General features: G+C 57.5%; 8 protein-coding genes. 6 read left to right on the forward strand and 2 right to left on the reverse strand.

Annotation, left to right across the window (positions count from 1 at the left end):
• The first annotated feature begins 92 nt into the window (after nt 1-92).
• The 4 genes from BUA94_RS00315 (at nt 93) to BUA94_RS00330 (ending at nt 8,005) form a co-directional block, all read left to right on the forward strand.
• The gene (locus BUA94_RS00315; protein WP_073007295.1) at nt 93-1,799 is read left to right on the forward strand and encodes a type I secretion system permease/ATPase; all 1,707 of its coding nucleotides are present in this window, start codon (nt 93-95) and stop codon (nt 1,797-1,799) included.
• A gap of 2 nt (nt 1,800-1,801) precedes the next feature.
• Complete coding sequence (locus BUA94_RS00320) at nt 1,802-3,118, forward strand: HlyD family type I secretion periplasmic adaptor subunit (RefSeq protein WP_073007299.1); 1,317 nt, start codon at nt 1,802-1,804, stop codon at nt 3,116-3,118.
• A 253-nt stretch (nt 3,119-3,371) separates the two neighbouring features.
• Nucleotides 3,372-3,872 carry a hypothetical protein gene (locus tag BUA94_RS00325; RefSeq protein WP_073007301.1) on the forward strand — a complete coding sequence of 167 codons (501 nt, stop codon included), beginning with the start codon at nt 3,372-3,374 and terminating at the stop codon, nt 3,870-3,872.
• 56 nt (nt 3,873-3,928) lie between these two features.
• Nucleotides 3,929-8,005: a M10 family metallopeptidase C-terminal domain-containing protein gene (locus BUA94_RS00330; RefSeq protein WP_073007304.1), complete on the forward strand. Its 4,077-nt coding sequence runs from the start codon at nt 3,929-3,931 to the stop codon at nt 8,003-8,005.
• Between the two features lie 82 nt (nt 8,006-8,087).
• On the opposite strand, the gene BUA94_RS00335 is transcribed toward BUA94_RS00330, so the two are convergent.
• Nucleotides 8,088-8,996: a LysR family transcriptional regulator gene (locus BUA94_RS00335; protein ID WP_073007308.1), complete on the reverse strand. Its 909-nt coding sequence runs from the start codon at nt 8,994-8,996 to the stop codon at nt 8,088-8,090.
• A 336-nt stretch (nt 8,997-9,332) separates the two neighbouring features.
• Here BUA94_RS00335 and BUA94_RS00340 point away from each other — a divergent pair, with 336 nt between their 5' ends.
• Nucleotides 9,333-10,514 carry an MFS transporter gene (locus BUA94_RS00340; RefSeq protein ID WP_073007310.1) on the forward strand — a complete coding sequence of 394 codons (1,182 nt, stop codon included), beginning with the start codon at nt 9,333-9,335 and terminating at the stop codon, nt 10,512-10,514.
• Nucleotides 10,515-10,810: 296 nt separating this feature from the next.
• Entirely contained in the window at nt 10,811-11,503 is a 693-nt protein-coding gene (locus tag BUA94_RS00345) for a FadR/GntR family transcriptional regulator (protein WP_073007313.1), read from the forward strand.
• A gap of 302 nt (nt 11,504-11,805) precedes the next feature.
• Here BUA94_RS00345 and BUA94_RS00350 read toward each other — a convergent pair whose 3' ends face one another.
• Nucleotides 11,806-12,546 (reverse strand): FadR/GntR family transcriptional regulator, encoded by a 741-nt coding sequence (locus BUA94_RS00350; RefSeq protein ID WP_235860434.1) that lies wholly within the window; start codon nt 12,544-12,546, stop codon nt 11,806-11,808.
• Between the last annotated feature and the right edge of the window lie 211 nt (nt 12,547-12,757).

Consider the following 12,757-nt stretch of genomic DNA (forward strand, 5'->3'; position numbering starts at 1 on the left):
CCTGAGTTTGAATGGAGTTACCTCAGGGGCATCTGAGATTTGTATTGAAATGCGAGTTTTGGACGAGCTCGCCAGCATGACGGCTATGTTGAATGAAGTCTAAGAATTCACCGGTTCACCGCGCTTTCGTGGCACTTCGCCTCGGCTTTGTCGGTGTTGCCATGATCAGCCTAGTAATCAATATCCTGATGTTGACCGGCCCCCTGTTCATGATGCAGGTGTATGACCGTGTCCTGGCGAGCGGCTCAATCCCCACCCTCCTTGTTCTCGGCTCACTTGTTGCGGCTCTCTACTGCTTTTATGGATTGCTCGAGGCAATTCGCGGCCGGATTTTGGCCCGGCTGGCGCAGCGGGTCGATGCGCAGCTGTCCAGATTGGTCTACGGCATTTCCAACGAGCTGCCCGTCACAATCGGGCGCCGTGCAGCTCATGTTCGCCCGGTCGTTGAATTGGATACGATAAGACAGTTTTTGTCGGGGCCAGGTCCCACCGCAATATTCGATCTGCCGTGGCTGCCGTTCTACCTTGTGATTGTTTATCTGTTCCATCCGGTCCTTGGCCTGGTTGCCGCGGGCGGAGGATTGTTGATCTGTCTCCTGATTGCTCTCAACGAGGCTGTCTCAAGACGGCCGGTCGAAGAGGCCGTGAAGTACAATGCCCTGCGGTCTTCCGACGTTGAAGCCGGTCAGAGGAACTCCGAAGTCATCCATGCAATGGGCATGCAGCCGGCTCTTTCATCGAGGTGGGAAGCCGCAAATGTGCTCTTTCAGAGGTCGCAACGTGTGGCATTGGACTGGGCAGGATTCTATGGGAATCTGACGAAAACCCTTCGTTTCGTTCTTCAGTCAGCAATATTGGGAACCGGTGCCTGGCTCGCGATCGAGCACGAGATTTCTGCAGGTGTCATGATTGCAGCTTCCATCATGACTTCCCGGGCATTGTCGCCGATAGAACAAGCTGTCGCAAATTGGCGCGGATTTGTTGCATGCCGGCAATCGGTTTCCCGGCTTACAAAGCTTCTCGAGAGACCGAATCTCGAAAAATCCTACTCACTCCCCTTGCCTTTGCCCAACAAGACCGTGACGGTTGAGGCCTTGTACTGCGGGCCGTTTGGCGAGCCTAATCCAACTCTTCAAGGCATTTCATTTGCGCTGTCCGCCGGTGAGGGGCTTGGGGTTATTGGAAGCTCGGGAGCAGGAAAGACGACGCTTGCGCGTGCACTTGTAGGTGCTCTGGCTCCTTTGAAGGGGGCTGTGCGCTTTGATGGTGCAGAACTGAGCCAGTGGTCAGAGGACCGGAGGGGCGAAATCATCGGCTACTTGCCTCAGGATGTGCAGCTTTTTGACGGTTCAATTGCAGAAAACATTGGCCGTTTCCGGAAAGATGCTGACCCGGTAGAGATTATTGAGGCTGCACAGATCGCGGATATACATGATCTCATCGTGTCCCTGCCTGAGGGCTATGACACGATAATTGGAAGATCGGGCCGTATTCTATCAGCAGGCCAAAGACAGAGAATTGCACTGGCAAGAGCCTTGTTCGGCACGCCTTTTCTTCTGGTTCTGGATGAGCCGAACTCGAATTTGGATTCCGGAGGTGAAGTCGCGCTTACTCAGGCGATCAAGACGATGAAAGACAAAGGAAGCGTCGTCATTGTAATCGCCCACCGGCCAAGCGCGATCGTTGCTGCGGACAAGATCCTGTGCCTTCAGGACGGCCGAATGACAGCCTTCGGTCTGAAGGAAGAAGTCTTGAAAAAAGTACTCGCCCCTGTCCCTGCAAAGCAGGAGGTGATGTGACGATGTCAGCTTCCCATGTGCCAGAAGAGGGGGATACGACGCTACGGGCCAGTTTGCGCAGGCATTTCCTCATCTCTTTTGTTCTGTGTGTTGCCTTGTTCGGAGGAGGTATCGTCTGGGCGTCTACGCAGAATATTTCCGGAGCTGTCGTCGCTTCGGGAAAAGTGGCCGTTGAAAGCAATATCAAGCAAGTTCAGCATCGTGAGGGAGGTATCGTCAAGGAGATCTATGTACAGGATGGCGATGTCGTAGAGGCCGGGAATCTCGTGTTGAAGCTGGATGACACGGTCACAAAAGCCAATCTTGCCGTCGTGAACAAGCAGATCTCTGAGCTGACAGCCCAGGAGGCGAGACTGGCGGCCGAGCGAGACGGCCTGGCCGAGATTTCGTTCTCGAATTCAGTCCGCGGAGGTTCCTCTGTCGCTGAACTGACTGGTGTCCAGCGCCTCCTGTTCGATGCTCGAAGGGCCAGCCTTGCAGGCCGCAAGCAACAATTTGAAGAACAGATACTCCAGTTCGAGAAGCAGATCGAAGGTCTGACAGCTCAGCTTTCGGCGAAGGCGCAGGAGATTGATCTCGTTGCCGTCGAGCTCAACGACCTTGGGGGACTTCTGGACAAGCAGCTGGTGTCAAAGAGCCGAGTGACCGCCTTGAAGAGGGAAAGCGCGCGGCTGCAAGGCGAGTATGGCAGCTTTGTCAGTCAGATTGCGCAGGCCAAGGAGGCAATCAGTGAGAGGCGGATATTGAGCCTGCAGCTCGATGAGGGATTCCGGGCGGAAGTTCTGGAGCAGCTTCAGGAAGTCCGCTCCAGATTGGCGCAATTGGAGGAACAGAAGATTGCGGCAGCCGACATGCTGACAAGGATGGACATCCGTGCGCCTCAGACAGGTTATGTGCACCAGCTCTCGGTTCACACGGTGCATGGGGTCATTGCACCGGGGGAAACGGTAATGCTGATTGTGCCTCAGGCAGATCAATTGATTGTCGAGGCCAAAGTCAGGCCGATCGACATCGATCAACTTGGCTCACGGCAGGTTGCCAGAATTAGATTTCCCGGGTTCGATCACCGGACAACGCCGGAGCTCGAGGGGCAGGTGCTCACGGTTTCCGCCGATACCGCCGAAGACCAGCGCACCGGCGTGAACTTCTATTCCGTCCGGGTTTTGATAGACGCTTCTGAACTGGAAAAGTTGAAGGGAAAAGTCCTGGTCCCGGGGATGCCGGCAGAAGTGTTTCTGACGACACAGGAGCGTTCGGTTCTTTCCTATCTGGCGAAGCCGCTCATGGATCAGGTCGTGCATGCAATGCGGGAACGATAGGGTCGTGAACGTCGTCTACTACGATGGGATTTCATTCTGAATGGAATGAGAAACATTTGGAATTGAATAAATATTGAAATTCACGCAGATGGACCTTAGGATTTTTCAATCTATGGCAAAGGTCACGGAATGTTAGTTATGAAATCTGCAAGCTTACAATGTGTTCTCGTTTCCTGTTGAGGGTATTTGAACTGTGAGACATAATTATGTGTCATCTTTGATTGTTCTTGGTCTTTGCTTGAAGTGTATTCTCATGACTTCTTCGTTCGCATCTGAAATTTCTGCCGGTATTGCAGCCGAACTGACGTCGCAAAGTTTCGATCAGGACAAATTGATAGCAGTGCCGGTCGGCTTCTATTTGAAAAACGATCTAAGGTATTGCCTGCTGCCCGAGACGGATCGGGCCCAGATAAATCGCCGACTTCAAACTGCGCGGTACACAAAAGCGGGGCTGGAGGCATACACCCGGTACTTTTGCCGCTCGAGAGTCTTCATCGAGCAAACAAAGAAAGGGCGGCAGATCGTTGTTGTTGCCAGGAGCGATGCAAATCCCTCTCAGTTCAAGAGGCAAATGTGTGAGAGGTTGCCGGGAGGTACACTGTTTTCACTGGTCAGGTTGAACTGGGAGGTGGTTTTTCCTGCGACCTACGAGGTTGATGGCAAAGCTGTCATGAAAGCTGTCAGGGAGTTTGAGACCCTGGCGGAGATGCAGGCCAAGGGCGTGTCGTGCCTTGATGAAGAGCCTGGAAAATAATTCAATTACCGTAACGATATTTGGTAATTTTCATTTCTGTTTAGAAGGGGTGAGCTGTGGTCAAGAATTCTATTGATTGGGGTACTCAGGTTGCTGCGTCCGGCGGTGTGATCAACGTCTATTTTGCTGAATCAGGCGAAGTTTTTGACGGTCAGACTTCGCAGGGATGGAGCAGCTATGAAATCCAGCAGGCGATGCTTGCCTTTTCCAGCTACTCGAATTTCCTGAATATTACATTCAACAGAGTTTATTCCTCTTCCGAAGCGACTTTCAATCTCGTTGCCACTTCCAGCTCAAGCATTGGTGGCAATCTGGGCTACATGAATCCTCCGGGAACCTCCGGCGCTGGCATTGGGGTTTTTGCGACTGACGGCACCGGATGGAACACATATGGCGGGCTGGAAGTTGGAGGTTATGGCTACATAACCCTGATCCATGAATTCGGACATGGGATGGGCCTTGCTCACCCGCATGATACAGGCGGAAGTTCGTCGATCATGTCGGGCGTAACAGCATCGTTCGGCGACTATGGTGACTTCGATCTGAACCAGGGTGTTTATACTGCCATGTCATACAATGACGGCTGGCAGACGGCTCCCCACGGTGCTTCCCCGAGCTATAGCTATGGCTATGAGGGGACCATGATGGCCCTCGATATCGCTGTGCTCCAAGACAAGTATGGTGCGAATACGACATTTGCGTCGGGAAACAACACCTATGTCCTTCCCGGGAGCAATGGAGTTGGAACCTATTATTCCTCGATTTGGGATACCGGCGGGAACGATGAGATTTCCTACACTGGAAGCCTTGACGTAACTATCGATCTTCGGCCAGCCACTTTGAACTACGAAGTTGGTGGCGGCGGGTTCATTTCCTATGCAAGCGGAATTCATGGCGGTTACACGATCGCTCAAGGTGTGGTGATCGAGTTCGCGACATCGGGTTCAGGAAATGACACTCTTGTCGGGAATGCCGCCAACAACGTTCTGAGAGGCAATGGCGGGAACGACACTCTGACGGGGAACCGCGGTAACGACAAGATCTACGGCGGAACTGGTAGTGACGTCGCTGTCTATAACTATAATTCTTCCGAATATACGATAACGCATAACGATGATGGCTCGATTACCATCGCACATACCGGGGGCACTCGTCTTGATGGTGTAGATACCCTTTATGATGTCGAGGCTGCTCAATTTGCGGACGAACGCATTGTCCTCGATAAGCTGACAGGTCCGTTGGATGTGGTCTTCCTTCAGGACTTGACCGGGTCTTTCGATGACGATCTTCCATATATGCAGAATTCTGTCGATGACATTGCTGAATCCATTGAGCTGAGCTTTTCGGGGTCACGATTTGCGGTCACGTCATTCAAGGATATTTATGACGAATATACTTATGCCGTAGAAGCAAATTTCACGACGTCAACAGCAAGCCTGTCGAGTACATATGCTGGTCTTAGTGCTAGCGGGGGTGGTGATAGTGCGGAAGCGCAGCTAACCGCGCTGTTGAGCGCCGCCAACGATACGACGCTTTCTTACAGAGTGGGTGTATCGCGTGTTTTTGTTCTCGCGACAGATGCCTCGTTTCATTCGTACGAAAGTATCGAGACGATCGCGGCTACTTTTGCGGAAAAGGACATCATTCCAATTTTCGCGGTCACGTCCAGTCAAGTCGGGACCTACCAAGGTCTGGTAGATCAAATTGGCGCCGGCATTGTCGTGACCATCCAGTATGACAGCAGCGATTTCGCCGATTCCATTCGATATGGTCTTGCTGAATTGAGCGGTGAAGTCACGGAGCTGGGAACTTCCTCGAATGACATTCTGACGGGGAAAGAAGGGTTTTCCGACTATATTTTCGGGATGGCGGGTGACGATTCAATTCGCGGCCTGGGCGGAAATGACAAGCTCGACGGCGGGTCAGGTGATGATGACCTCTCGGGAGATTCCGGTGATGACACGGTCATCGGAGGATCCGGGAAGGACGTCCTACGCGGCGGGACAGGTTCGGACAAGATCGACGGAAACCAGGGTGATGACACTCTCTATGGTGATGATGTCGGGACAACTTCGGGCTTCGGAAATGACGAGTTGAACGGCGGGGATGGAAACGACATCCTGGTCGGCGATCTGGGAAGCGATAAACTTGACGGCGGTGCAGGGTCTGACTGGGTCTATTATCAGAACTCGACGTCTGCTATCCGCGTTGATCTATCCAGCCGTGCCGCAGCTTCCGGTGGATACGCCCAAGGCGATGTAATCTCCAATATCGAGAATATTCTCGGTACGCGCTTCAGCGATACAATTGCTGGCAACGGATCTGCAAATTTCCTTCGCGGGGGAAATTCCGGCGACACACTTATCGGCAACGCGGGCAATGACACGCTCTGGGGTGAGCAAGGCAATGATATTCTGCGCGGTGATGCCGGTGCGGATATCTTGAACGGCGGGGCTGGTTTCGACTGGGCCTACTATCACCTTTCGGATGCAGCGGTCAGGATCGATCTTGCAGGCGGCGCTGTCCAGCATGGAGGGCATGCCGAAGGAGATACGCTCATCGGGATAGAGAATATCCTCGGGTCGGTGCATGACGACATCATCACGGGGAACACCGGGGCAAATCATCTTCGCGGTCACCTGGGAAATGACAGTCTGATCGGCAACGAGGGAGATGATACGCTTTGGGGAGAAGCTGGGAATGACGTGCTTCGCGGTGATGCCGGGGCTGATGTCCTGGACGGTGGTAGCGGAGATGACTGGGCCTACTATCAGAAGTCAGATGCCGCCGTGGTAGTTGATCTCTCCGATGGCGCAACTGAACAAGGCGGGCATGCGCAAGGGGATACGCTGATCAGCATCGAGAGGGTCCTTGGGTCGACGTTTGGTGACTCGATCACTGGAAATGCAGGTGCAAACTTCCTGAGAGGGTTCGATGGCAACGACAACCTGATTGGCAATGCCGGCGATGATGTGCTTTGGGGCGAAGCCGGGAATGACATTCTGCGAGGCGATGCCGGGGCGGACACTCTTGACGGCGGGGCTGGCAGCGACTGGGCCTATTATCAGAACTCCAATGCCGCAATTAATGTGAATATGGCCGACCGGGCAGCGGAGACCGGGGGGCATGCGCAAGGAGATGTTCTCAGCAATATTGAAAACGTCCTCGGCTCCTTCTTTGCGGATACAATCGCAGGAAATGCGGGAGCGAACTTCCTGCGCGGGTTCAATTCAGGTGACATGCTGATTGGCAACGCGGGTAACGATATCCTCTGGGGTGAGCAAGGAAACGACATTCTGCGAGGTGATGCCGGAGCCGACGTTCTGAATGGAGGAGAGGGCTATGACTGGGCCTATTACCACCTCTCGGATGCCGCGGTTTCCGTTGATCTCACTCAAGGTGCGGTTCAGCATGGCGGCCACGCAGAAGGCGATACGCTGATTGCCATCGAGCATGTGCTTGGATCCGTGCATGACGATTCCATCATAGGGAACTCAGGCGCAAACCATCTTCGTGGTCACCTGGGCAACGACAGTCTCGTCGGCAATGGTGGCGATGACATCTTGTGGGGCGAAGCGGGTGATGACGTCCTGCGCGGAGATGCCGGCAGTGATGTCTTGAATGGCGGCACTGGAAACGATTGGGCTTACTACCAAAAGTCCGACGCTGCGATTATCGTCAATCTCCTGGATGGCCTTTCAGAACATGGTGGTCATGCGGAAGGAGACACGTTGATCGGGATCGAACGCGTGCTCGGTTCCCTTTATGACGATTCCATCACCGGGGATAACAATGCGAACTTCCTCAGAGGGTTCAACGGCAATGACACCCTCGTCGGCAACGGTGGCGACGACATTCTGTGGGGCGAGTTGGGCACAGACACTTTGACCGGTGGAACCGGCAAAGACACTTTCCACTTCATTGCTGACGGAGCAACAGACACGGTCACCGACTTCGAGGACGGTATTGATCTTCTGTCCATCAACTGGGGGGCGACTTCCTTGTCCCAGCTGGCCATTTCTGAAACCGGGGCAGGCAACGTGGACACGCTCATCAGCTTTGGTGGCAATTCCATACTGCTGCAGAACTTTGACCACACGCTACTGACAACGGATGACTTCAGGTTTGTCTGATTGCAGATGGGCGTGAACAAGATACTGGAACAGGGGATGCCAGTTGGCTCAATCCTCTGTTCCAGTCTGCTCAAGAGCTCCCTCACCCCTCCATGAACCGCTGGAGCCTCGGGACCATGAAGTCCAGGAAGGCGCGGAGGCGGTGGGGGAGGTGGGGGCCGCCGAGATAGAGGGCGTGGACGTCTTCCGTGTCACCGGCGACCGCATCTGCCAGCACTTCGACCAGGCGGCCCTGGCGCAGGTCTTCGCGGACATGAAACTCGCCGATATGGGCAAGGCCGATGCCGGCAATCGCCATGCGGCGGAGGGTCTCGCCGTTGTTCGCCAAGAGCGGGCCGGTGACCGCATTGTCCACGACCCGGCTGTTGCTGCCATCGCGCAGGGGCCAGACGGGTGACGCGCGGCGGAAATTCACGCTCAGGCAGGCGTGGGCCGTCAGATCTTCGATCACCTGCGGCGTGCCCCTTCGGGCGAGATAATCCGGAGAGGCGACGATCTTGCGCTGTGCAGTGCCGAGCTTGCGAGCCATCAGGCTGGAGTTGGACAGGGTACCGACCCGGAAGGCCACATCCGTCCGGTCAAGATAGAGGTCCACCACTTCGTCCGAGATCGACAGATCCACGGTGATGCCCGGAAAGGCCTGCCAGAAGGCGGGCAACAGCGGCTCCACCGCGACAATGCCGAAGCCGACCGAGGCGGTGACCCGGACCGTACCGGTGATACGGGCCGCCCCTTCGCTCAGGTCCCGCTCAATCGCGTCAAGTTCGGCCAGGAGCGCTTGGCTGCGCTCGTAATAGGTCCGGCCCTCGCCGGTCAGTGCCAGATGCCGGGTCGAGCGCTTGAGCAGTTGCACGCCCATGCGCGCCTCGATGCGTCCGATCAGCTTCGAAACGCTTGAGGGTGTCATCAGCAATTGCCGTGCGGCCTTCGAGAAACTGCCGGTTTCCACGACCCGCACGAAGACCTGCATTTCGCCAGCTCTGTTGTCCATCTTATCGTTGATACATGAAACAGTTTCACAAATGAAGTGCCCTGCCGCTGGATTATCAAGGCAGCCAGCAGGCTTTATCTGTTGGTCTGTGAAAGCGCGCTGAATAATCCCTGGCGTGTTCCCCTGCGGCGCCTTCCAGCCTGTTGCCGCTTTGCTGAAACCCTTAATTCCCGCAGGCGCTCCGGTGCATCTTCCCGTGCACTGGCGAGTGCTTGATCACCTGACTTCTTGCACCGGCTTTCCGGTTCCCTCCCGGACCGCTCAAGCCGGGGACCTGTCCGTCTTGCCTGCCTGAGCAGGACGGCCGGGCATGGCCCTTCGAAAAGGAAATCCTGCATGGACGCCCGCAGTACGCTCAACTGGCCGCTTCTGGCCCTTGCCATCGGTGCCTTCGGCATCGGGGTGACCGAGTTTTCACCCATGGGCATGTTGCCCGTCATTGCCGACGGGGTTGGCGTTTCCATTCCCTCCGCAGGTCTGCTGGTCAGCGCCTATGCGCTTGGGGTGATGATCGGTGCGCCGGTGATGACGCTATTGTTCTCCCGCTTCGGCAAGCGCACCTCGCTGATGGCCCTGATGGCGATCTTCACCCTGGGCAATATCCTGTCTGCCCTGTCGCCGGACTACTGGACGCTGCTTGCCTCCCGGGTGATCACCAGTCTTAACCATGGGGCCTTCTTCGGCCTCGGCGCCATCGTGGCGGCCAGCGTCGTTGCGCCGGAAAAGCGCGCCAGCGCAGTGGCAACCGTGTTCATGGGGCTGACGATCGCCAATGTTGGCGGCGTGCCAGTGGCAACCTGGGTCGGCCAGCAGATCGGCTGGCGGGAAGCCTTCGCCGGAACGGCGGTTCTGGGGCTCGTCACCATCGCGGCGCTGGCTCTGGCGTTGCCTCGTGGCACGAGCGGCACCCGCCCGCATGTGGGCCGCGAGCTGAAGGTCCTGACACGCACGCCGGTTCTGGTTGCATTGCTCACCACCGTCATGGGCTCCAGCGCCATGTTCGCGCTCTACACCTATATCGCGCCGGTGCTGGAAACCCTGGCGGGTGCTTCCAATGAAGGGGTGACCCTGGCGCTGATCGCGGTCGGGCTGGGCTTTACCGCCGGCAACTGGCTGGGCGGCAAGGTGGCCGACTGGTCGCTGGACGGCGCTGCGGCGATCTTTCTTGCGGCCTTGAGCGTGATCATGCTGGTCTCGCCGCTGTTCTTTGGCTCCACCGTCTCCAGCATCGCCATTCTGTTTGTCTGGGGCGCGGCCGCCTTCGCCATCGTGCCGCCGGTGCAGATCCGGGTCATGCAGGCGGCTTCCGACGCGCCAGGCCTCGCCTCCTCCATCAACATCGGCGCCTTCAACCTGGGCAATGCCATCGGCGCAGCTCTTGGCGGCGCGGTGATCAGCGCCGGTCTGGGCTATGCGGCGGTTCCGGTCGCCGGGGCCATCATGGCCGCAGCTGGCCTCGGCCTCGTGTGGCTCGGCCGCAAGGGCAGCTTCCAGCAACCGGTTGCCTGTGAGGCGTAAGGCGGCAGACGTGAGTGAGGCATGAGATCCGTTACTGCAGCGGATCTCATGAGCCCTCTGCGAACGAGTAGGCCCCGGGTCTCGCGTTGCGCTGCGTCCGGGTTTACATCAGAGACTTGCCCCAACGGTCACCCCGGGCGCAGGCGAAGCCGGAGACCCGGGGCCCACTCATTGCCAGAGCGAAAGGAACCTCTCTCCATTGTCATATGATGAATTCCCTTTCCTCGCGACAGGTTCAAGCGCTATGATGTGCTGCGCCGCGTCGAATACGCGGCTCAGGGGAGAAGCAGAAAGAAATGGCACGCAGACCACGTCTGGCGCAGGCGGTAATTGATGAACTGAAGCGGCAGATCGAATGCGGCAGTCTTTCCGCAGGGGCGCAATTGCCGACGGAGCCCAAGCTGGAAGAGCAGTTTGCCGTCAGCCGCACGGTGGTGCGCGAGGCGATTGCCGAGCTGCGGGCCGCAGGTCTCGTCACGCCGATCCAGGGCAAGGGCATGTTCGTGGTCGATGCGCCGGTGTTTTCCGCCGCCGGACTGACCCCGGTCGAAGTCAGCAGCATTCCGCAGACCCTTGAAATGATTGAATTCCGGATCGCGATCGAGACGGAGGCCGCAGCCGTTGCCGCCTACCGGCGGTCGGCCACCCAGGAAGACGCGATCCGTGCTGCCAATGCCCGCATGGCAGAGGCGATTTCGGCCGGAGAACCAGCGGTGGAGGCGGATTTTGCCTTTCACATGGCCGTGGCAGAGGCCACCAGCAACCGGTTCTTCCCCGAGGCCCTGTCCCGCTTCGGCCCTGGCTCGATCCCCCGCGGCCAGTTTCCCAACCTGCCGAGTGCCCAGGATGTTCAGTACTTGCGCAATGTGCTGAGCGAGCACGAGCAGATCCTGGATGCAATCGCCGACCAGAACCCGGAGGCGGCCCGCGCCGCCATGCGGGCGCATCTCATGGCCAGCCAGAAACGCTACCGGCTTCTTGCTCGCTAAAGGCGGGGAAGCTTCGAAGGACCATCCCCTTCCATCCACCGTCACCCCGGGCGCAGCGAAGCGGAGACCCGGGGCCCACTCATTTGCAGAGAGTTGCAGGAAGCCCGCAAACGGCTTCCTGGTGCCGCAACCAAGACTGAGTGTGGACAGAACCGCAGCGCGCGAAAAAAGGGCTTCGTCCCTGGAGGGTCTGCGAGTAGGCCCCGGGTCTCGCTTTGCTCGCCCGGGGTGACATCTGAAGCTTGCCTCCACAGGTCACCCCGGCCAGGCACTGCAGAGGTTCGGGGGACAGCAATGTCCCCTCACGCCACCCCTTTGCGCAGAAGGTCGCGGTAGCGGGCGAGGCTGCCTTCCAGATGGGCTTTCATCGCCGCTTCCGCCTGTTCCGGGTTGCCGTCGATGATGGCATCCGCAATGCGGGTGTGTTCGGCGACGATATCCGGGTTCGGGCGGTATTTGCGCGGCGGGCCATTGCGCCGTTCCAGCTCCACACGCGGCACGATGCCGGAGCGGATCAGCGCCAGAAGCTCGGGAAACCGCTTGTTTTGGGTGGCTTGCGCGATGGCATAGTGAAAGGCGAAATCCGCCTCCCGGGTGCTTTCTCCGGCTGCAAAGGCCGCGGCCATCGCCTCGTTGGCCTTCAGGATTGCATCGATCTGCTGGGGCGAGCGGCGGGCGGCGGCAAGGCTTGCGGCCCTGGTCTCGAAAGCGGAGCGCAGCTCGAACAATTCGATCACTGCAGACAGCCGGTCCATGTCCAGATCGGCGAAGGGCTGGGTCAATCGGGCCTTGGCCGGGTCGAGCGCAAAGACACCTGATCCCTTTCTGGCCTCCACCAGGCCCTCGGACCGCAGCAGGGAAATGGCCTCGCGCACCACCGTGCGGCTGACGGAATGGGTGCGGGTCAGTTCGGATTCGCTCGGCAAACGGTCGCCAGGGCGGAAGCGCCCGGCGTTGATCTCGCTTCGGAGGCTGTCGGCAATCATCACCGCCCGGGTGCGGGCCGGGCTGCCTTCAAGGGAAGACTCAACGGAAGCATTCAAACCGGCCACCTCTCCAATCGCGCGTTTCTGTAAGACAGATACCCCACCGTATCCCAAGTTGGAAGCATCAGATACGCCAACCTGTCCGGATGCCGCGCAGGCAAGGCCCGTTTTGTGCGGAAAACCTGTTGACCACTTCCGGTAATGTGAAATACATTTCTGTTATACAGATTTTCAAGGTCTCCATCAGAAGACCGGGGGAGGAGAAACC

The organism is Roseibium suaedae (assembly GCF_900142725.1).
Taxonomy (GTDB): Bacteria; Pseudomonadota; Alphaproteobacteria; order Rhizobiales; family Stappiaceae; genus Roseibium; species Roseibium suaedae.

Coding starts and splice junctions, on each gene's coding strand:
- BUA94_RS00315 (WP_073007295.1), top strand. CDS start 93: ATGAAGTCTAAGAATTCACCGGTTCACCGCGCTTTCGTGGCACTTCGC.
- BUA94_RS00320 (WP_073007299.1), top strand. CDS start 1,802: ATGTCAGCTTCCCATGTGCCAGAAGAGGGGGATACGACGCTACGGGCC.
- BUA94_RS00325 (WP_073007301.1), top strand. CDS start 3,372: ATGACTTCTTCGTTCGCATCTGAAATTTCTGCCGGTATTGCAGCCGAA.
- BUA94_RS00335 (WP_073007308.1), bottom strand. CDS start 8,996: ATGGACAACAGAGCTGGCGAAATGCAGGTCTTCGTGCGGGTCGTGGAA.
- BUA94_RS00340 (WP_073007310.1), top strand. CDS start 9,333: ATGGACGCCCGCAGTACGCTCAACTGGCCGCTTCTGGCCCTTGCCATC.
- BUA94_RS00345 (WP_073007313.1), top strand. CDS start 10,811: ATGGCACGCAGACCACGTCTGGCGCAGGCGGTAATTGATGAACTGAAG.